Source organism: Rhizorhabdus sp. P4_G5, from assembly GCF_056401065.1.
The window spans coordinates 1-21,039 of the sequence record NZ_JBFUKB010000012.1; the positions used below are offsets into that span (position 1 = coordinate 1).

General features: G+C 61.8%; 15 protein-coding genes and 3 pseudogenes. 9 read left to right on the forward strand and 9 right to left on the reverse strand.

Annotated features, from left to right (window positions below; all coding sequences use genetic code 11):
- Window positions 1–274: 274 nt before the first annotated feature.
- Complete coding sequence (locus tag AC1DQK_RS17710; protein ID WP_477872945.1) at window positions 275–1,771, forward strand: purine-cytosine permease family protein; 1,497 nt, start codon at window positions 275–277, stop codon at window positions 1,769–1,771.
- Between the two features lie 56 nt (window positions 1,772–1,827).
- Window positions 1,828–2,601: a cyclase family protein gene (locus AC1DQK_RS17715; protein WP_477872947.1), complete on the forward strand. Its 774-nt coding sequence runs from the start codon at window positions 1,828–1,830 to the stop codon at window positions 2,599–2,601.
- A 132-nt stretch (window positions 2,602–2,733) separates the two neighbouring features.
- On the opposite strand, the gene AC1DQK_RS17720 is transcribed toward AC1DQK_RS17715, so the two are convergent.
- Both AC1DQK_RS17720 and AC1DQK_RS17725 read right to left on the reverse strand, forming a co-directional pair.
- Window positions 2,734–3,450 carry a GntR family transcriptional regulator gene (locus AC1DQK_RS17720; protein WP_477873083.1) on the reverse strand — a complete coding sequence of 239 codons (717 nt, stop codon included), beginning with the start codon at window positions 3,448–3,450 and terminating at the stop codon, window positions 2,734–2,736.
- A 12-nt stretch (window positions 3,451–3,462) separates the two neighbouring features.
- Window positions 3,463–4,005 carry a VOC family protein gene (locus AC1DQK_RS17725; RefSeq protein ID WP_477872949.1) on the reverse strand — a complete coding sequence of 181 codons (543 nt, stop codon included), beginning with the start codon at window positions 4,003–4,005 and terminating at the stop codon, window positions 3,463–3,465.
- A gap of 148 nt (window positions 4,006–4,153) precedes the next feature.
- Here AC1DQK_RS17725 and AC1DQK_RS17730 point away from each other — a divergent pair, with 148 nt between their 5' ends.
- The 4 genes from AC1DQK_RS17730 (at window position 4,154) to AC1DQK_RS17745 (ending at window position 9,353) form a co-directional block, all read left to right on the forward strand.
- Window positions 4,154–6,343 (forward strand): alpha-ketoacid dehydrogenase subunit alpha/beta, encoded by a 2,190-nt coding sequence (locus AC1DQK_RS17730; protein WP_477872951.1) that lies wholly within the window; start codon window positions 4,154–4,156, stop codon window positions 6,341–6,343.
- 15 nt (window positions 6,344–6,358) lie between these two features.
- On the forward strand, window positions 6,359–7,642 hold the full coding sequence (locus AC1DQK_RS17735; protein WP_477872953.1) for a pyruvate dehydrogenase complex dihydrolipoamide acetyltransferase: 1,284 nt from the start codon (window positions 6,359–6,361) through the stop codon (window positions 7,640–7,642).
- A gap of 264 nt (window positions 7,643–7,906) precedes the next feature.
- The gene (locus tag AC1DQK_RS17740) at window positions 7,907–8,320 is read left to right on the forward strand and encodes a GlcG/HbpS family heme-binding protein (protein WP_477872955.1); all 414 of its coding nucleotides are present in this window, start codon (window positions 7,907–7,909) and stop codon (window positions 8,318–8,320) included.
- Window positions 8,321–8,393: 73 nt separating this feature from the next.
- Window positions 8,394–9,353, forward strand: a complete 960-nt coding sequence (locus tag AC1DQK_RS17745; RefSeq protein WP_477872957.1) for a glutathione S-transferase family protein — start codon at window positions 8,394–8,396, stop codon at window positions 9,351–9,353.
- 96 nt (window positions 9,354–9,449) lie between these two features.
- Here AC1DQK_RS17745 and AC1DQK_RS17750 read toward each other — a convergent pair.
- From AC1DQK_RS17750 to AC1DQK_RS17765, 4 genes and pseudogenes are all read right to left on the reverse strand, one after another.
- A pseudogene (locus tag AC1DQK_RS17750) lies at window positions 9,450–9,760 on the reverse strand (integrase core domain-containing protein); the annotation flags it as partial.
- Between the two features lie 228 nt (window positions 9,761–9,988).
- Window positions 9,989–10,846, reverse strand: a complete 858-nt coding sequence (gene fghA, locus AC1DQK_RS17755; protein WP_477872959.1) for an S-formylglutathione hydrolase — start codon at window positions 10,844–10,846, stop codon at window positions 9,989–9,991.
- A 10-nt stretch (window positions 10,847–10,856) separates the two neighbouring features.
- Entirely contained in the window at window positions 10,857–11,255 is a 399-nt protein-coding gene (locus AC1DQK_RS17760) for a VOC family protein (RefSeq protein ID WP_477872961.1), read from the reverse strand.
- A 43-nt stretch (window positions 11,256–11,298) separates the two neighbouring features.
- A pseudogene (locus AC1DQK_RS17765) lies at window positions 11,299–12,263 on the reverse strand (alcohol dehydrogenase catalytic domain-containing protein).
- Window positions 12,264–12,361: 98 nt separating this feature from the next.
- Here AC1DQK_RS17765 and AC1DQK_RS17770 point away from each other — a divergent pair.
- From AC1DQK_RS17770 to AC1DQK_RS17780, 3 genes and pseudogenes are all read left to right on the forward strand, one after another.
- Window positions 12,362–13,264 carry a LysR family transcriptional regulator gene (locus AC1DQK_RS17770; protein WP_477872963.1) on the forward strand — a complete coding sequence of 301 codons (903 nt, stop codon included), beginning with the start codon at window positions 12,362–12,364 and terminating at the stop codon, window positions 13,262–13,264.
- A 358-nt stretch (window positions 13,265–13,622) separates the two neighbouring features.
- On the forward strand, window positions 13,623–14,510 hold the full coding sequence (locus tag AC1DQK_RS17775; RefSeq protein ID WP_477872965.1) for a LysR family transcriptional regulator: 888 nt from the start codon (window positions 13,623–13,625) through the stop codon (window positions 14,508–14,510).
- 37 nt (window positions 14,511–14,547) lie between these two features.
- Window positions 14,548–14,679 (forward strand): annotated as a pseudogene (locus tag AC1DQK_RS17780) (IS630 family transposase); the annotation flags it as partial.
- A 58-nt stretch (window positions 14,680–14,737) separates the two neighbouring features.
- On the opposite strand, the gene moaA reads toward AC1DQK_RS17780, so the two are convergent.
- The 3 genes from moaA to AC1DQK_RS17795 all read right to left on the reverse strand — a co-directional run bounded on the left by moaA (window position 14,738) and on the right by AC1DQK_RS17795 (window position 20,576).
- Window positions 14,738–15,760: a GTP 3',8-cyclase MoaA gene (gene moaA / locus AC1DQK_RS17785; protein WP_477872967.1), complete on the reverse strand. Its 1,023-nt coding sequence runs from the start codon at window positions 15,758–15,760 to the stop codon at window positions 14,738–14,740.
- 86 nt (window positions 15,761–15,846) lie between these two features.
- Complete coding sequence (locus AC1DQK_RS17790; protein ID WP_477872969.1) at window positions 15,847–18,030, reverse strand: molybdopterin-containing oxidoreductase family protein; 2,184 nt, start codon at window positions 18,028–18,030, stop codon at window positions 15,847–15,849.
- Between the two features lie 221 nt (window positions 18,031–18,251).
- Window positions 18,252–20,576, reverse strand: coding sequence for a TonB-dependent receptor (locus AC1DQK_RS17795; RefSeq protein WP_477872971.1), 2,325 nt, complete (start codon window positions 20,574–20,576; stop codon window positions 18,252–18,254).
- Window positions 20,577–21,039: the final 463 nt, after the last annotated feature.

The following is a 21,039-nucleotide window of genomic DNA, read 5'->3' on the forward strand; positions in this document are numbered from 1 at the left end:
CAATCTCGCCCGGATGGAAATCTCTGCGTTGCTTTCCGCACTCATACCTCGGGTGGAACGGTTCGAGCTGCACGAGGCTGAACGCATCTCGAACAATGTCCTGCGCGGCTACAAGTCGCTCAAGCTGACCGCGCATGCGGCGAAGTGACCTGCCACGTGTCGGCCCGATACACGGCCTTGCCGATGGATCGGGTCCTACGAGGCTCCTTTAGCAACCTCGGCCCGCGAAGGGGTATTCGATGCAAGTGAGCAACCCGACGAAAGGACTTCGGCAGTGAGCGCTGAAAGTCTTTCGGAAACCATCGAAGACCACGCACTTGAACGAGTGCCGGACGACGCTCGTCAAGGGTGGTTGGCCCTGTCATGGAACACGGCTGGCGTGGTGGTCTCCCTGGTGCAGCTGTTCTTCGGTGCGCTGGTGACCTTTGTGGCGGGCTTCAAACTCGCGCTTCTGGCCGGCGGCGTCGTGGCGTTGGTCTGCATCCCGCTGAGCTGGGCAAGCGCCCATGTCGCCTATCGCACGGGCCTGTCCAGCACGGTGCTGTCGCGCTATTTCGCCTTCGGCCATCGCGGTTCGATCATCGCTTCCCTCATTTTCTCTTTCATGATCATCGGCTTTCTCGCGCTTGAGAATGCCCTTCTCTATCGCGGCTTCGTGTTCTATTTCGAACTCGCGGACTCCGTCACGACCCGCATCGTCATCTACGGCCTGATGACGCTGACCTGGATCCTGCTGACTTCGTACGGCTTCAAGCTGATCGCCAAGGCTTCGTCGGTCACGCTGACCCTGTCGTTGGCGGTGTTGGCCTATATCACCTACCTCGTGGTATCCGGCGGCAAACAGCCCGTTGGCGAACTGCTCTCGTTCGGATCGCAATTCTCTCCGGACGCATTGCAGCAGATGGGAGCAGGCAGCCAGATGGGCAAATTTATCTTTGCCATCAACGTCCTGTTCGGAGCTGCCTGCGGCATGGCGCTTTTCGGTGCCGATATTGGCAGATATGCCCGTCGCTCGATCGATGTCGGCGTATCGACCACGTTCGGAGTGCTGTCCGTCCTGCTGATGCTCTGCGTTGGCGGGATCATCATGTATGCCGGTGGACCGGCGCTCGTGGATTACTATGTCAACCATGTCGGAATGACGACGGAGGCTGCGCAGAAGGCGTCTCTGCAAAACCCCGACAGCATCGTGGCTGCATTTGTCGTGCTGGGCGGCGCGTTCGGTGCGATCCTTCTCGTTCTAGCGCAGGGGAAGACGCAGGTTCTCAATAATTACAGCGCGTCCCTTTCTCTCTCCAACCTGTTTGATGTGCTGAACCTGAGGATGGGTCGACTGACCTTTGTCATATTGGCCAACGTCATCGCGCTTCTCATGCTCTACGGTCATATCCTCGAGCTGATCGAAGCCTGGGTCACGTTCCTCGGTGTCATCGTGACGGCCTTCGCGGGCATCATCGTGGCGGACTTCTATGTCGTCAAGACGTGGCTGGGGAAGGAAACGAAGACCGTTCCCGAGAAGCCGGAGAACATCAACTGGGCCGGTGTCGTAACTCTGATCGCTTCGGTCTGTCTCGCGCGCTACGTCTTGGCAAAGATCGTACCGGTCGAGGCCGTCACGACCTTGTTCCTGTCGATGATCATCTATCCGATCCTGCGCACCACGGTCCTGAAGCCGAGTTTCGAGCATTCTTCCGCGGTCAACCTTGGACTTAACGTGGCGCCCCGGCCACTCAATGAAGCGGTCGCGATTTCGGAAAATGAAATAGTTTAGCAGGCGTCGAAAACGCTCGTGAATTTCGAGAGACAGAATAGCTACCAAGGAGATTAATGATGGCAATCCTGCAACAACTGGCCCAAGCTTTGTCCGAGGGGAGTGTCGAGATCGTCGACCTTACGCACACGCTTGAGGAACGCACCCCGATCATTCCGCTTCCCGAGCCCAATCATCAGCAGTGGCCCTTCCGCATGGAAGAGATCTCCCGCTTCGATGAGCGCGGGCCGGACTGGTACTGGAACAACTTCAGCTGCGGTGAACATACCGGGACGCACTTCGATGCGCCCATTCACTGGATTTCGGGCCGGCATTACGAAGATGGCTCGGTTGACAAGATTCCCGTCAAGCGGTTCATCGCGCCGGCCTGCGTCATCGATGTCACCGATCGCGTCCACGAAGATTATCTCACTACCGTCGAGGACATCGAGAAGTGGGAATCTGAACATGGCCGTATTCCCGCCGGTTCATGGGCGCTGATCCGTACGGGCTGGGCGTCCCGCAACTATACGGACAAGTTCCTTAACGTCCGCGAGGATGGCGGTCACTGGCCGGGCAACCACCCAGAGGTTGCCAAGTTCCTGGCGAAGGAGCGCGACGTTATCGGCGTGGGAACGGAACCCGTGGGTACAGATTCCGGGCAGTCCTCCACCTTCGCGGAACCGCTGCCATGTCACTACCACATGCACGGGAACAACAAGTTCGGCCTGTCAAGCCTTAACAACCTGCATCTCCTGCCTCCCACTGGCGCGATGCTGATCACGCCGCCGCTCAAGATCAAGGAAGGTTCGGGCAGCCCTTGCCGCGTGCTGGCGCTGGTCGAGCGCTGAGCGCACCCAGGCTCGCGGCCGCCGGTGTTCGCCGGTGGCCGCCGGTCGGCTCCATGCCGGGTCCCGGCGAGCCCGCTTTGGCTTCGGGGAGCCCGCACCGGGGCGGATCGCCCGGGCGCCGTTCAGATGCGCCTATGCGCTCTTCCGGCCTCGTTTACGGGGAGCCTCGGGCGATGGGAACAGATCGGCATACTGCGCCAGTTCGGACCGGGTGCGGCGGATATGCTCGGTCAGCAGCTGCGCGGCGCTCTCGGTCTCGCGCCGCCGGATCGCATCGACGATCAGCCGGTGTTCAGCATGGATGATCCAGTTGCGTTCGCGACCGAGCAGAGCGGTGAACGCGCGGCGATAATGCTGCGTCGTGTTCCAGAACCGCTCGATCATGGCGAGCAGTTGCTTCATCTCCGCGTCCGCATAGGCCGCCAGATGAAACGTCCGGTCCAGCTTGAGGAAGGTCGCGGTATCGGGGGAGGCAGCCATGTCCTCGACCAGGCGTTCCAGCTGGCTCACCCGCTCGGCGGTCATGTTCGGGATGGATTGGGCCAGGGCCAGGGGCTCCAGCCGTTCCCGGATCATGTAGATCTCGAGGCATTCCGCGAGGTCGACCCTCGCCACCCAGGCACCGCTGCTCGGCTTCAGCACGACCAGCCCGTCGCTCTCCAAACGGCCGAGCGCGACGCGCACGGGAATCCGGCTTACCGAAAAGCGGGCAGCCAGCTCTTCCTGGCCGATGCGGCTGCCGGGGGGCAATTCGCCCGCCAGAATCAGCGCGCGTATCCCTTCCTCGACGCGATCGGTGACCAGCGAGGTCTCGTGTGTGCCCGCTTCGGCGGGCGCGGTATTGGCGATCGTCTCGACTCCTCAACTGGCCGGGTGGGCGGGATGCCACAGGCGGCGGGTCGTGGTCGACTCGTAGCCTTTGCCCCCGGGGAAGCTGACCAGCTCCAGTTGCATATCCCACGGCGTGAGGAAATAGACCCAGGTCTGCCCTGCGCTTGGCCCGGTGGTGCGGAAGGTTGGCTCGCCCAGGATGCGCAGTCCATGCAATYGCAGATAGGCTAGCGCGCGATCGAAGTCGTCGACGTAGAAGGCGAGATGGTGGCCGCCGACGTCGCAATTGCGCGGCGGCACCATGTTGCGGTCGTCCCCGTCATATTCGAAGATCTCGAAGTTCGGGCCGAAACCGCAGCGGAAGAAGCGCAGTTCCCGCACGCGCGAGCGGGCCGGAACGTTGAGGTGGCGAACCATCCAGTCCCCCTCGGCATCCTCGAACGGCCCGAGCGAGTAGACATATTCGCAACCGATCACGTCGACGAAGAAGCGGGTCGCCGCTTCGATGTCCGGCACGGTGAACCCGATATGCTCGACGCCCCTCAAGCCGGGCAGGCCGGGGTTCTGCTCCATACATATCTCCGATTGGATGCCATATGTGCCAAAATGTGGATAAATTGCGGCCTGGTCAAGCGGAAAACACGATTATTGGATCCAATAGTTGACATTTGCCACCCGGCGTGGTTGGGGTCAACGCGAAACGACCGGGACAGGATTGACCGTGAAAGCCACCACTATCGAACATCTGCAGCCGCGCGCCCCGTGGGTGTCGCTGGCGACCAATTCCGCCGCTTGGGCAGCCGCCGACCCTGGCGTGCTCGATTCGATGCTGACGTCGATGGTCCTGATCCGCGCCTTTGAGGAGAAGGTGCTGGAACTGGCGGGCCAGGGCCTCGTCCACGGCCCGGCCCATTCCGCTGTGGGTCAGGAAGGTGGAGCGGTGGGATCGGTTCTCGCCATGCGCGGCTCCGACCAGATCAATGGCTCGCACCGCGCGCACCACCAGTTTCTGGCCAAGGCACTGCATTATGTCGCGCCCCAGGGGTTGTCCTCTTCGGCCCCGTTCGGGGACGATGTGCGGACCATCGCCGATCTCACGATGTCAGAAATCCTCGGCCTGGCGCGCGGTTATTGCAAGGGCCGGGGCGGCTCGATGCACCTGCGCTGGGCGGAGTCGGGCAATCTCGGCACGAACGCGATCGTCGGTGGCGGTGTTCCCGCGGCGGCGGGGGCGGCCTGGGCCCACAAGCGCGCCGGCACCGGCGACGTTGCCTTCACCTACTTCGGCGACGGCGCGGTCAATATCGGATCCGTGCTGGAAACGATGAACCTGGCGGCTGCATGGAAGCTGCCGCTGTGCTTCTTCATCGAGAACAACCGGTACGCGGTGTCGACCACGGTAGAGGAGGCCACCGCCGAGCCGAGGCTGTCCTCGCGCGGGCTGGCCTTCGGCATTCCCGCCTGGAAAGTCGACGGAATGGATCCGCTCGCCGTCTATCTCGCATCGCAAGCGGCGGTGAAGGCGATGCGTGCGGGCGAAGGCCCGACCATTATCGAGGTCGACGTCTATCGCTATTTCCACCAGAACGGGCCGCTGCCCGGCAGCGCCTTCGGATACCGAACCAAGGAAGAGGAAAAGGCCTGGCGCGCGCGCGATCCGATCGACCGGGTCGCGGCGGAAATGGCGGCTCGCCAGTTGATCGGAGAGGACCAGGTTGCTTCGCTGCGGTCCCGCGCGGCGGCGCTGATGGACGAGATCGCAGGCGGCCTGATCGAGGAGCACGAGGGGAAGCGGCGCATTGTCCCGTCGCTGTGGCCTTCACCCGATTTCCGCGATTTCGGAATGCGGGGCGACCTGTCGGAACTGCAGGATGCCCGCTTCGTGGAGCAGGAGGAGTTTGCCGGCAAGATCGAAGACAGGCGTTTCGTCGATGTCGTGGCCGACGTCATGGAACGACGCATGCGCGAGGATGACGGCATCGTCGTGATGGGCGAGGATGTCCACCGCCTGAAGGGCGGCACGAACGGCGCCACGCGCGGATTGTCGACCAGCTTTCCCGACCGGGTGCTGGGCACGCCGATCGCCGAGAACGCGTTCGTGGGCTTGGCCGGCGGCATCGCCATGGATGGCCGCTACGTGCCGGTCGTCGAGTTCATGTATCCCGATTTCATGTGGGTGGCGGCGGACCAGGTGTTCAACCAGATCGGCAAGGCGCGTCACATGTTCGGCGGGGATGGCGAAGTGCCCCTGGTGCTTCGCACCAAGGTGGCCATGGGCACCGGCTACGGTTCGCAGCACTCGATGGACCCGGCCGGCATCTTCGCCACGGCACCGGGCTGGCGGATCGTCGCCGCGTCCACCCCTTATGACTATGTGGGCCTGATGAACAGCGCGCTGCGATGCAAGGACCCGGTGCTGGTTCTCGAGCATGTCGACCTGTATAACAGCAAGGGCCCCGCGCCGGCGGGCGATCTCGACTATTTCATCCCGCTGGGCAAGGCGAAGCGGGTGCGGACCGGTCGGCACCTGACCGTCCTGACCTATCTGGCGATGGTCCGCCCGGTGCTGGACGCGGTCGAAAGACTGGGCGTCGATGCCGATGTGATCGACCTGCGGAGCCTGGATCGCGCGGGGATCGACTGGGCCTTGATCGAACAGTCTATCGACAAGACAGGCAATGTCCTGATTGTGGAGCAGGGGGCGATCGGCACGTCCTATGGCGGCTGGCTCGCCGCCGAAATCCAGAACCGCTGTTTCGACATGCTCGACCAGCCCGTCCAGCGCGTGCACGGCAGCGAAGCGTCGCCGAGCATTTCGAAGGTCCTGGAAGCCGCGGCCTGTGCCGGAGCGGCCGAGATCGAGGCGGGCTTGCGCCTGGCAATGGCCGTCCAGGGTCGGCCACTGGTCTGAAAGCGGGGAGCAGCAATGCCACATAAGATCGTGATGCCGGCCCTCTCTGCCGGCATGGAAGAAGCGACCATCGCGCGCTGGCTGAAATCCGTAGGCGATACGGTAGCCGCCGGCGAAATCATTGCCGAGATCGAAACCGACAAGGCGACCATGGAACTGGAGGCTGAGCGCGCGGGCACGATCGGCAGGATCGTCGCCGGCGACGGGACGACGGTTGCCGTCAATGCTCCGATTGCCCTGCTGTTGGCCGACGGCGAACAGGTGGATGATCTGGGCGTCGATGCGGGCGAGCTCGCGGAAGACAGGGACGTGCCTGTCCCGCAGGCACCCGTCCAGTCGCCTTCCGTCCAGGCGCAGGCGCCCGCCGCGGCGGGGCCGTCCATCGATGCAGATGGGCGTCGCCGGAGCCTCTCATCCCCTCTCGCGCGCAGGCTTGCGGTGGAGAAGGGTGTGGCGATCGAAGGTCTGAAAGGCAGCGGGCCACGAGGCCGCGTCGTGCGGGTGGACATAGAGGCCGCCGCCGCGCCGCGGCCGGAGCCGTCCCACGCCTTCACGACCGCCGATCCGGCGCCATCGGTTCCGCCACCGGCACGACGGGCGGGATCGGTGGATCAGCCGCATGACGAAATACCGCTGACCAACATCAGGAAGGTGATCGCCCGCCGGCTGACCGAAGCGAAATCGACGATCCCGCATTTCTACCTGGAGGCGGATTGCGAGATCGATGCGCTTCTCGATTTGCGCGAAACGCTCAATTCGCAGGGCGAGGGGCGGTACAGGCTTTCGGTCAACGACTTCGTGATAAAGGCTGCCGCGCTGGCGCTTCGCCAGGTCCCGGAAGCGAATACGGCTTGGACCGAGGATGCGATCCTCCATTTCCACGACGTCGATATCTCGGTTGCGGTCGCGACCGATGGCGGCTTGATAACGCCCATCGTCAGCCAGGCGGACCGGAAAGGCCTCGCCGCCATTTCCGCGGACGTGAAGGTGCTGGCGGAGCGCGCCCGCGCAGGCCGGTTGCAACCCGCGGAATATCAGGGCGGAAGCTTCACGATTTCCAATCTGGGCATGTTCGGCGTGCGGGCCTTTTCCGCGATCATCAATCCGCCGCAAAGCTGCATCCTGGCGGTGGGGGCCGCCGAGCGCCGGCCTGTCGTCCGGGGCGACGCTTGCGTGCCCGCTACGGTCATGTCCTGCACATTGTCCGTGGATCACCGGGCCGTCGATGGCGCTGTCGGCGCGCGATATCTGGCCGCGTTCAAGACGCTCATCGAGCAGCCCTTGAGCCTTATGCTCTGATAGGATGTCTTCAATGGGTCTGTCTTTAAGGGATCCGTCCCTCCTGAAAGATCAGTGTTTTCATTGGCGGGGCCTGGACCGGCTCGCCCGAAGTCTTGGGCCAATCCATGTCATCAGGGTCCAGGTCGCAGCGACACTTGAGCGGCGTCTCGCGCAGCGCAAGATTACCGGAGCAATTGGAGAAATCAGAGCCGGGACAAGCGGAAACAGGCTCGCCCCTCGGCCGAATGCTCTCCGGCGGCAACATCATCAGGAGTATCTTTAATGGCAAACGTCACTCTCGAACAAGCCGGAGCAATCGTCACGGCAGCGCTCAAGGAAGGCCGCAGACTCGACCTTAAACCGCTCAGCGTAGCTGTGCTCGACGCCGGCGGCCATCTTGTCGCCTTCGCGCGCGAGGACACGTCGTCGAACTTGCGACCCAAGATCGCCATCGGCAAGGCTTCGGGGGCGCTGGCGCTCGGTGTTTCGTCGCGGACGATAGGGGAGATGGCGATAGACCGGCCAACCTTCATCAGTGCCGCCGCTGGCCTCAACCCAGAGGGCATCATTCCTGCGGCTGGCGGTCTGCTGATCCAGTCCGGCGGGGAGACGATCGGCGCGGTCGGTGTCACAGGCGATCTCAGTGACAACGACGAAAAGTGCGCCGCCGCCGGGATCGCAGCGATCGGGCTTTGAATTGCTCGTCGGCTGATCCGTCAGGCGAGAGAAAGGCCGAACAGGTCGTAATCCCGCTATATCGGAGATTGACATGGGATTGATGATCGACGGAGTCTGGCACCAGCAATGGTACGACACTTCGTCCACGGGCGGTCGTTTCGTCCGCAAGGACAGCATATATCGCCATTGGGTCACGCCCGACGGCGGTGCCGGGCCAAGCGGGCGCGCAGGCTTTGCTGCCGAGCCTGGCCGATATCACTTGTACGTCAGCCTTGCATGCCCTTGGGCGCACCGCACCCTCATCATGCGAGCGCTCAAGAGTCTGGAGGAAATGGTATCGGTTTCCGTGGTCAACTGGCTGATGCGCGAGGATGGATGGACCTTTGCCGATGGCCCGGGGGTGGTTGCGGATCCGGTAAATGGTGCGCTGTTCCTCCGGGAAATATATACCGCTGACGATCCGAACTATACAGGTTCAGTGACAGTCCCGATTCTATGGGACAAGCTGACGGGTAAAGTCGTCAACAACGAGTCGTCCGAAATCCTGCGCATGCTGGGCTCTGCCTTCGACCAGGTTGGAGCCAGTCCGGGCGATTACTACCCGGAGCCGTTGCAGCCGGAGATCGATGCGCTCAACCGGCGGATCTACGATACGGTGAATAACGGCGTTTACCGTGCGGGGTTTGCCACCAGCCAGGAAGCTTATGCCGAAGCGTTTGAATCGCTTTTCGAGACGTTGGACTGGCTTGAAGAACGGCTGTCGTCACGGCGTTTCCTGCTGGGCGAACCATTGACCGAGGCTGACATCCGTCTGTTCCCCACCCTGATCCGCTTTGATCCGGTCTACTTCAGTCACTTCAAATGCAATCTGCGCCGCATCGTCGATTACCCGAACCTGTGGCGCTATACGCGTGAGATTTATCAGTTGCCCGGCGTTGCGAAGACCGTGAACATCCAGCACATAAAGGGACACTATTTTCAGAGCCACTCGACAATCAACCCGACCGGCATCGTGCCTTTGGGTCCGAAAATCGAATATTTTCACCCGTAATCCGAGGTCGCGAGTTTCGGAAAATAGTGCCGAAATAGGATATTTCCACTGACCCTGTCGCGGATTTGCCGGCGTCCAGCGCGAGAGGTCCGGCGCTCATTGGCCGGAGTTAACCTCGGCCGATGAGGCAAATTCGGCAAGCGTCATGAACACGAGGGATGTGTGAGGTCGGGTCTCGATGAAGCCCGTCCGCCACGCCTCGATCTTGTCCTGGCGTCGTCCAATGACAAGAACCAATGCGTGCTCTGGCACTCGTCGCGGAGTCGGCCGTTGAAGGACTCCGCAAAGGCGTTGTCGGTAGGCTTGCCGGGACGGCTGAAATCCAGCGTAACCCGGTTTATGCAGGTCCAATGGTCGAGCGTCCGGGAGATGGACTCCGGCCCATTGTCTACCCTGATCTTGGCCGGGGGGGGGGAGGGCGCCCGGTCGAACAGCAGGCGATCCACACGTCGACGACCTGCTCGCGCTTTCGATCGGCCTCTGAGCTTTAGCTGCGCCGGCCTTCGGCTCGGCGGATGAATGCCGGAATGTACGCCGTGACAATAATTGCGCTATAAGACTGTTTTGGACCAATGCGAAACGTCTAAGCAATGTCTTCGCATAGAGCGACTAACGGGTGCGTCCATATCGTCTTCTCAAGCTAACTGATTTTCTGTGGCGTCGCCCCCCAATCGAGCGCTGTGCCAAGCGATATGCTCAGGCATGAAAGTCGAAATGAAATAATACGAGTGGTCATAACCCGGCTGCATTCGGATTGTGGACGGTTGCCCAGCCTTATCGCAGGCTTCGATCAGAAGTTGGGTTTTCAATTGCTCTTCGAGAAACGGGTCGGCGCCACCTTGGTCGACCAATATATCCGGCAGACGCGCGCCCTGCTCGATCAATGCGCATGCGTCGTATTCGCGCCAGTTTGCGCGATCCGCGCCGATATAGCCGTTTAGTGCTTTTTCGCCCCATGGGCAGGCAAGCGGACTCACTATTGGGGCAAAGGCGCTGACCGATCTGAACCGTCCAGGGTTGCGCAATGCAATGGTGAGGGCGCCGTGTCCGCCCATCGAATGGCCGGTGATGCCTTGCCGTGCCATGTCGACTGCGAAGTTTGCCGCGACCAGTTCGGGCAGTTCGTTTTCGATGTAGTCGCGCATGCGAAAGTGGGGCGACCAAGGGGCCTGAGTGGCGTTCACGTAAAAGCCGGCGCCCTTGCCGAAATCGTAAGCTTCGTCGTCAGGTACGTCCTCGCCGCGCGGGCTTGTATCAGGCGCGACGAAGATAATCCCGTGCTCGGCGCAGGCAGCGCGAAACTCACCCTTTTCGGTGACGTTCGCATGAGTACACGTCAACCCCGACAGATACCACAGGACCGGCAATTTCGTCCCGGGCGCATGGTCCGGGACGAAAATCGAGAAGGTCATCGGCGTGCCGGTTGACACGCTCTGATGGGTATAGACGCTTTGCGTCCCGCCGTAGCTGCGGTTGGCGCTGACCTGCTCCATGTGCAGTCGGTCAGACGAACGTGTACGAGCAGATCTTGTTGCCCGCAGGATCGCGCAGGTAAGCGGCATAGGCACCCGGCAGGTGTCCGCGCGCACCCGGCGCGCCTTCGCAGGTGCCACCTGCGGCGAGGCCAGCGGCATGGAAAGCGTCCACTTCGGCAGGCGAGGCTGCGGCAAAGCCAATCGTTACGCCGTTGCCTGACGGTGCCTCACCGTTGCCCGGCTTCAGCACCAGCAAGGCCGGCTTGGTCTTGCCGTAGAGCACCACGGTCTCACCGAAAGGCCCCATGTTATTGATACCAAGCGGCGCGAGCGCGGCATCGTAGAAGGCGGTCGAAACGGCAAGGTCCTTCGCGCCGAGACAGGCGTGAGAGAAGACGTCGTCACCAGAGATAACCGGATCAGCCATGATAATATTCCCTTTCTCTATCGATAATCATCTCAACCAAAAATCAAAAAACCACCACGCTGCGGATGCTTTCGCCGGCGTGCATGAGGTCGAAGCCCTTGTTGATGTCCTCGAGACCCATGACGTGTGTGATCATCGGGTCGATCTCGATCTTGCCGGCCATGTACATGTCGACGATCTTCGGCACATCGGTCCGGCCACCTCGGTGTTGCCGGTGGCATCGAAGGTGTAGTCGGCGCCGCCATCGGTCATCGCCACGATCTTCGCGACGACCTCCTCGCGGCTCAGCCCCCTGGAGTTGAGGAAGTCGGTCATGCCGAACTTGCGGCCCCAGGCCTCGCGGTCGGGGTTGATGTCGACGCCGATGATCTTGTTGGCRCCSGCSAGCCGCGCGCCCTGCAGCACGTTCAGCCCGATGCCGCCGAGRCCGAAGACCACGACATTGTCGCCGACCTGCACCTTGGCGGTGTTGACCACCGCGCCGACACCRGTGGTGACGCCGCAGCCGATATAGCAGCTCGACTGGAACGGCGCGTCCTCGCGGATCTTCGCCACCGCGATCTCGGGCAGCACGGTGAAGTTCGAGAAGGTCGAGCAGCCCATATAATGGAAGATCGGCTGGCCCTTGTAGCTGAAGCGGCTGGTGCCGTCSGGCATCAATCCCTGTCCCTGGGTCGCACGGATCGCGGTGCACAGGTTGGTCTTGCCCGAAAGGCACGACTTACACTGGCGGCATTCGGGGGTGTAGAGCGGGATGACATGATCGCCCGGCTTCACCGAGGTGACGCCGGSRCCGACCTCGCGCACGATGCCGGCGCCTTCATGGCCGAGGATCGAGGGGAAGATGCCCTCGCTGTCGAAGCCGTCAAGCGTATAGGCGTCGGTGTGGCAGATGCCCGTCGCCATGATCTCGACCAGAACCTCGCCAGCCTTCGGCCCCTCAAGGTCCACTTCGACGATTTCCAGCGGCTTCTTCGCCTCGAACGCAACGGCGGCACGGGTCTTCATGGCTTCTCCTGTTCTGGTCGCGCGGGCCTAGCATAAAGCCATCAACGCAATTAAGAGGGGTAATTGAAATGCATTGCACCATATAGGAACCAATCGGAATGGATGGCTGGGACGGCATTGATGAATTTGTGGCGGTGGCTCGCACTGGTTCATTCATCGAAGGTGCGGCCGCGCTCGGGGTGTCACGCACACACATGAGCCGGGCGGTGGCTAGGCTAGAAGATCGCCTGAAAGCACGCCTGCTCCATCGAACCACGCGGACGGTGACTCTATCGGCCACAGGTCGTGTCTTTCTCGATCACTGCACCCGCCTCATCCACGAGCGCGACGAGGCCTTGGCGCTGGTACGCGAGCAAGGCGAACCGCGCGGTGTACTGCGCGTCACCTGCTCGATCGCCTTGGGCGAGCGCTTTATTGCTCCGATCGCGCGGCGGTTTGCTGTGCAGCACCCGCAGCTGCGCCTGTTCCTCGACCTGTCGAACCGGGTCGTTGACCTAATCGACGAAGGCTACGACCTGGCGATCCGCACTGGCGAGTTGTCTACTTCCAATCTTATCGCCACCCGGATCGCCTCGCGCCAATTCCACACGTGCGCGACCCCTGCCTACGTCGACCAGTTCGGCAGCCCTGAAACCGTCAAGGATCTCGACCAGCATACCTGCCTGGTCGGTTCGTCGGCGACGTGGCATTTTACCGATGCAGGCCAAGCCGTATTGTACCGGCCCCAACCAGCATGGAGCTGCAACAACGGCCAAGCCGTTCTCGACGCGGCCCTGGAAGATATGGGCATTTGCCAGCTTCCGGATTTCTATCTCAGCGAAGCCCTTGACCGCGGCCTGCTCAGACCAGTGCTCAAACAGTACCTTTCTCCAGCTGAACCGATATGGGCCGTTTATCCTGACAAGCGGCATCTTTCGCCGAAGGTCCGTGGCTTTGTGTCGCTCCTGAAATCGGAGCTGCCCAAGTCGATCCAGCCGTGGGGCAGGACAGTTGCCGCTTAGCACGGAGGTCTTTGACGTTGTCCGAAATATTCAGCATCTGACAAGTGGCGCTAGAGCAGCGAACGCTGGGATTGAGCGCCTGGATCTGGCTCTTTTCGTCAACCGACAGCACGATCGCGTGCGCTGGCGGCGACCCTCCTGAACTGCCCTGGTACGGCAGTCGCCAGGTGGTGCAGCATCTGCGACGAGCAGGCCATGAGGTTGGTCGCCGCCGAGCGCGCGGCTGAGAGGCAAGGGCAAGACCCACGGTGGGCCGTTCGCACGTGTCCTCTCAGTCCCAATTCGTCTGGCATGATGCTGCCGTTACCATTAAGTATTCGAGTTGAACCACGTTGAACCTTGATCTGGGCGCGATTCGATGGCTAACTGGGACGGCATAGAGGAATTCGTGGCAGTTGCGCGGACCGGCTCCTTTAGCGCCGGTGCCGCGGCGATCGGGGCGTCACGCACGCACATGAGCCGAGCCATCGCTGGCCTAGAGGATCGGCTCGGGACACGGCTCCTTCATCGCACCACCCGCTCGGTCATCCTGTCTCCGTCCGGGCAAACGTTCCTCGGCTATTGTGTTCGCCTGGTACAAGAAAGAGACGAAGCTGTTGCGCTCGTGCGCGATCAGGGCGAGCCGCGGGGCGAGCTGCGGATCACCTGTTGCGTTGCGCTGGGCGAGCGTTTCATCGCTCCGATTGCTCGTCAGTTCGCCATGCAGTACCGCCAGTTGACGGTCTCCCTAAATCTGACGAACCGCGTGCTGGACCTTGTCAGCGAAGGGTATGACCTGGCAATACGCACGGGACGTCTCCCGTCTTCCAGCCTGATTGCGGCAAAAATTGCTTCACGACAGGCCCGCACCTGCGCCTCGCCAGCCTATCTGGCGCGGAGAGGGAGGCCGGAGAGGATTTCTGACCTGGACGAGCATGATTGCTTGCTGGGCACTGCGTCCGAGTGGCGGTTTTTTCAAAACGGCGAGGATATCGCATATCGCCCCCGCCCGGTATGGAGCTGTAACACTGGCAATGCAGTCCTGGAAGCAGCGCTTGACGGCATGGGCATCTGCCAGTTGCCAAAACACTACCTCGACGACGCCCTTCAGTCGCGCCGACTGGTGCCCGTGCTGGAAGAGTTCCTGCCCCGGGACATGCCGATCTGGGCGGTCTACCCGGACAAACGGCACCTCTCTCCCAAGGTAGAGCGGTTTATTTCCGTCCTGAAAACGAATCTTCCCGTCGCCATGGCCGAGGCTGATTGACCATTGCAGCTAGTGGATTGATCGAAACGGAAGCTTCAATGATAAGGCCTTTGCCGAGAAGCTTCACGATGTCGTCCGGCTCTATGTCTCGCCGCCAGCGCACGCGATCGTGCTGTCGGTTGATGCCTGCGGCAGGAATGGCGATGTCGACCGCTGGCCCGCAGGGATCGGCCAGCCTGCGGTACAGTTCGACCACCACAGGCACCGGCCCTCCCATCGTCCGCGGCTCAGCCGCCGATCGAAGCGAGGTGCGGGGTGGCGCCGCTGTTGCCATCGTGGAGGCGATGCGCCGGCGCCTTCAGCGCGGTCAGCGCCACGATCCGCTCGACTAGTTCATCGATCTGCCCATCGGCCTGGAGGAGCGGACGCAGGTCCAGCCCGCCATCGCCGAACAGGCACAGGTGCAGCTTGCCCTCGGCCGACAGCCGGAGCCGGTTGCAAGTGGCGCAGAAATCCTGCGCATAAGGTGCGATGATGCCGATCCGCCCCTTCGCAGCGGCGTGGGCGAATTCCACCGCGGGGCCTGCTCCCGGCACGCGCGGCAAGCGTGTCCAGCCCGCCCGCAACAGCGCGTCGATCACCGTCTGACCGGCTACGTGACGGGCCTGGAAGAAAGGCGCGTTGTCATTCGTGCGCATCACCTCGATGAAACGCAGCGACAGGTCCTGTTCGCGAACGAAGTCGATGATCGATTCCAACTCGTCATCGTTGACGCCGCGCATCAGCACCGCGTTGAGCTTGATCGAATCGAACCCGGCGACCCGGGCCGCATCCACGCCACGCAACACCTCATCGAGCCGGTCATGCCCGGTGATCGCTGCAAAACGCGCGGGATCGAGCGAATCTATGCTGACGTTGATCGCACTTATGCCGGCTGCGCGCCATTCCGCGGCATGATCAGCCAGGCGGTAGCCGTTGGTGGTCATCGCGACGCGGCGAATGCCGGGCACCGCCGCCACCCGACGCGCTATTTCGGAAAACTCGGCACGGATGGTGGGTTCTCCGCCGGTCAGTCGGACCTTCCACAAGCCGAGCCGGGCGAAGGCCGTTACCGCCCGCACGATTTCGTCAGGCGACAGGTCATGCGTGCGCCCCGCCGCCTTGCGATAGCCATTGGGCAGGCAGTAGGTGCAACGGAAATTGCACATGTCGGTCAGCGACAGCCGGAGATATTCAAACCGTCGGCCGCTCGGATCCGTCAGGCGGCCGGATGCGATTTGCGCCGACCTACTGGGAGGAGCAATTTTCATAGCACTGCATTCCTGGCCAACGGACGGATCCTCGATCGCATCCAGCGTCTGATCATCACCAATTGCGAGAACACGTCAGGCGCTGATCATTCCACCTCCGCAGCTTGGTGCCCGACCATCCTGCTGTTCAATCGACGGATATTCACCGGAATGGCGGTCATCCGTGGGATGGCGTTGATGTGCTGATAGAACTGATCGGCGACGATAAGAGCCCCGATGGAGACCCCGCCTTCCTCGTCCATCTCACCGTTGGCCGGACCGAAGCCGTGCGGGATCGAGATCACGCCCGGACGCATCGTCTCGTCCGCCTCGGCGATCGCGGTGATCTTGCCGACATCGGATTCGACTTCGACGTGGTCGCCGTTTTCCAGGCCCAGGTCAGCCATGTCCTGGGGATGGATGTAGGCCGGATTGAACTTCGCCTTGGCGCGGACACTCGGCATGCCGATCGTGCCGACGCTGTTAAACATGTGGCGCATCCGGCGGCAGCTGACGAGGTGGGTGAACTTCTTGCCCTTGCTGACGATGTTGTCGGGCGTGATGTCGTATGCCAGCGCCTCGTCGAGCTCGGCCCTCACGTCGGCAGGCATCACGTCGAACTTGGCCGTGCCTTCAGGCCGAGGGGCGGCGACCCGTTCGGACGCGAACGGGAAGGAGTTACCGCTCGGGTACTTCTTCATTTCGTCAAGCTTCACGCGGCCATCGGCGGCGCGAATGGCGATCAGGTCGTCAGTAGTCACCGTGTCGAGGTCGATCTTGGTCGTGTGATTATATTCGATCTCCAGCCCGAGCCGCTTGGCGATGCCGGTATAGACCTGCCAGTCCTCGACCAGTTCGGACCCGGCGGGCGGCGGCACGACCGGCGGCGTATACTGGATCCAGTTGATGTTGGTGAACACGATGGTGGGAATGGTCAGCGGCAGGTCCGCCCGCTCGTAGGGCATCTTCGGCGGCAGAATGTAGTCGCAGTATTGCGAGGTCTGGTGCATGAACGGATCGATCATCACCGACAGTTCCAGCGACTTCATCGCCTCGACGACTTTCTTCTGGCCCGGAATGGCAAGAACCGGGTTGCCGCCCTGGATCAGCAGGCCGCGGATCTGCCCCTTGCCCGGGGTCAGGATTTCGTCGGGAAGCGCGCCGCTCATTTCCTCCCGGTTGAGCAGCGTGCCCACGCCGCGGATGCGGCCCGGCGGGACATGCTCCCACGTGCGCGAGGGCGGGATCACCTCGGGATAGATCGGCGCCTCGGGGCTGAGCATTTCGACGAGGGTGGTGTCCCCCTCGCGCAGGAAGCGACCGCACACGACGTTCATGGCGTCTGCCAGGTGCTGGGCCACGTTCGAGTGCGGCCCGAAATTGTTGCCCGTTCCGGTCGAGACCGGCCCGCGCTTCGAATCGCGTGCGAACATCTCGGTGGCCGCGCGCAGCTGGCCCTCGGGCAGTCCGGCGCGGTGCGTCACCATGTCCTCGTTAAAAGGCTCGACAGCCTCGCGCAGCGCGGCCATGCCCTCGGGGCCGACATAGCGCTCGCAGAACTCCTTGTCCTCCCAGCCTTCCGCCAGGATCAAGCGGATCATGCCCGCGGCGATCGTCGCGTCGTGCCCCGGGATCGGCTGGAGGTGGATGTCCGCATAGCGCGCGGTTTCGGTCAGCCGGGGGTCGATGACGATCAGCTTCATGCCCCGCGCCCGCGCAGCCTTCATCGTGCGCACCGGATCGGACATCAGGAAGTTGAGCGATGCGTGCGACACCAGGGGATTGCTCCCGAAGACCATCATCACATCGGCGGTATCGAAGCGTTGCGGGCCAGCCGCCCAGAAGCCCATGCGCTCATAGGTAATCATCTTGGCGGACTGGTCGAGCGTATTGGTGGTGAAGAAGTGCCGCGATCCCAGCGCCTGCATGAACGGCAAGTGGATCGAGAAGGCGGCGGAGTTGAAGTTCGCGCCGTTGCCGATGAACAGGCCAAGCGCCTCGGGACCGTCCCGGTCCATGATATGCCGCATCTTCTCGGCAATCTCGTCCAGCGCCTGCTCGATGGAAATGCGCTCGAAGGTCCCGTCGGGCTGGCGCTTCAGGGGATGGAGCAGGCGTTCGGGGCTGTATTGCGCTTCGTGGCTGTGCAGCCCTTTGAAACAGGCATAGCCGCGGCTCATCGCATTGTCGTGATCACCGCGAATGCTGACGATCCGGTCCTGATCATCGATGGTCAGCTTCGTGCCGCAGCCAGCGGTACAAGTTCTGCAAAAGGACGTCACTGTTCGCACGGTCAGTCTCCTAGACCATTCTCATCGAAGCGCGGCACATCAGAATTCATCATTGGTGCCGTCGCTCTAAGTTTTAAAAGCAGTTCCTACTGCAGGACTCCGAGATGCTGGGCATCACGCCCTGCAATCTCGCAAGTCCCACATGGGCATGACCAAGGCTTGATGAGCCTTGCCCATCAAGCCTTGGCACGCCACCCACCGAAGTGGGAACATCTCGTTCCTTACATTTCGTAGCGAAGTGATACTCTCCAGGTCCTCGGACGATTGTAGGATTCATGCATGCAGCCGCAGAAGGTCGCGAGATCGAAGCCGATCACATTGACCCGCTTGTCGAAGATATTGTCGAGTGCCGCAGCTGCCGTGAAACCCGAACTGATCTCCCATTCGGCACTGGCCCCCGTGAGCCAATAGCCTTTCGTGACTTCCCCGGTGAAGTTGCGCAGGTTGTTGAAGAACCGGCCGGTGTAGTTGGCATTGGCCGACAGCGTGAACGCATCGTTGGCGATCGGCGGTGTCCAGCTCACCATTGCCGAGGCCTGCTCGCGCGGCGCGAAGGCTGGCTCGGTGTTCTTGACGATGGCCGGAGCGGTCGCGGTGGCGGGCGCTGTGACAACGCCCTTCACCTTGGGCCGGAAGATGGACCCTCCAAGGTTGACCACAAGCCTATCCGTCGGCTTGATCTGGAGGCTTGCTTCGATGCCGTAGTTGGTCGCCGGGCTGTTCGTGACGAGACCCGACGAGTTTATGAACAGGAACGCCTGGTAGTTCTTGTAGTCATAATAGAACGCCGCAGCGTTGGCGACAACGGCGCCGTTCGCCAAGGTCGCCTTCACGCCACCCTCGTAGGACAACAGCGTTTCAGGGCGATAGCCCATCTGCGATTCGAGCAGCGGGAGGGTGCCGTCCTGGTACTTGGCGTTGTAGGCCCCGCCCTTCACGCCGCGATTGACGCCGGCATACACGAGGGTATCGGAATTCGGGCGATATTCGAGCTGGAGCTTGCCAGCCCACAGCGTGTTTTTGCGGCTGTTGCGATAAGGATCGGTAACTATCGTGCCATCGGCCTTCTGATAGGCCGGCAGCGCAGCCAGCTCGACGTTGTCGATGTAATAGTCGCGATCATTCCGGATCAGTGCCGAACGGTAGAAATAGCTCTGATGTTCAAAGATGATGCGTCCGCCGGCAACCAGAGTCAGCTGTGGGGCGAATTTCCACTCGACCTGGGAGAACAGCGAGAAGGACTGCGTCTTGAGCCGATTGAAGTTGATCAGGTCCGCGCCGTTGGGAGATCCGGTAAGAGGTACGGCCAGGATCGAACCCTGGGGAATAAGAAACCCGCTGGCGTCCTTGGCATTGATGTTCAGGTAATAGGCGCCTGCACTCCAATTCAGGCTGTCACTTTTTCCGGACAGCCGGAGTTCCTGCGAAAACTGCTTGGTGTTCGCATCGCTGGCGACGGCCAGGAAGTTTACCGGCACCAGTGCGGTGTCAGTCAAGAATGACTTCTTCAACTGCTTCCAGTCGGTGATCAGGGCCACATCGACCGCACCGATCGATCCGTCGATGTGCAGAGCCGTGTTATAAGTATGTAGCCTGTTGCGGTCATCCAGGGCCAGCACCTGGGAGATGTGGTTATTATCGCGCGGCTGCTGAATGGCGCCCAGAACCGGGGACGTTTCGGGAAGCCTGATCGTATCGATCAATTGCCCGTCGCTGTTGAACACCGGCGCCGCGGGGAAGGACTTGTACGGGCTGGTCGACGCGATGCTGCGCAGGGCCGAACCCTGCAGCCTGACCTTCCAGTCACCCGTTTCGTACTGGAGCTGCAACCGTCCGCCAAGCGTGTTGTCGTTCCAAGTATCCTCACAGCAGCGGGCAGGCACCGTACCGGGCGTGCTGGTTCCAGCCGGATAGACGTTCTTGAAGATCGGATCCTGGCGGTTGTACACGGCCGAGACGCGCGCCGTCAGCCCTTCCGCCAGGGGACCGCCAATGCCGGCTTCGAAGCGGGTCTGATCGAACCTGCCGTAGGTCGCATTCGCGTTGATCGACAACTGGTCGGTCGGCTTGCGCGGAATGAAATGGACCAGACCGCCGGTCGCATTGCGTCCGAACAGGGTGCCCTGCGGCCCCTTCAGGATTTCCACCCGCTCAAGGTCGAAGGTGCCGAAAATCTGACCGCTGAGGCTGCCGATGTAGCCATCGTCGAAGTAGACCGCGACCGGGCCTTCGAGCACGTCGCTGAAGTCGTTCTGGGTGACGCCGCGGATGGTATATTGAGCGGTCTGGCCACCGAAGTTGCCCGAAACGTGGACGCCGGGCGTGATCCGGCCGATGTCGATGCTGCTCGTGACGCCGAGCCGGGCCAGCTGCAGGCCGCTCACGGCGCTGATCGAGATGCCGACATCCTGGAGGCGTTGCGCGCGGTGCTGTGCGGTGACGATGATCTCGCCGATTTCCGTACCGCCTTCAGCAGCCTTTGGCTGCTCGGCCTGCGCCTCGGCGGGGCTCTCCTCCGCTCGAGCCGCGGAAGGAAGAAGCGCCATTACGGATACGGCAGATGCAGCCGCACTGAGAATACCCTTGAATCTGTAAGACACAACACGCCCCCGTTATTATTCCAGAATTGTCGTTGTATAAATATCATGTGAAACTGGACGTCAAAAGGTCAAAATTAACTGATATCTCCAGCTAAAATACTAGACCACACGCGACACTGATATTATGATTTGCTTCGGTATAATATATACCAGGCCGTTCATCTGATGGCGAGGCTATTGGTGATGGAATGAGCTGTCAAGCAAGCTGGTCGGACACCATTGTTGCGCTATTGGTATAATGCGGCCGAGTCCGCCCGCTCGGGTGTAGCCAGCGCAAACCTCGATCAACTCCCGACATCGGGCACGAGTGATGAGGGCCGTGTCCCTCAGCACCGGTCTGACATGAAGCTGCAGCGATCGCGTTACGAGCGTCAACCATCCTTTGCCCTTGCCGCTTGCTGCAACCGGT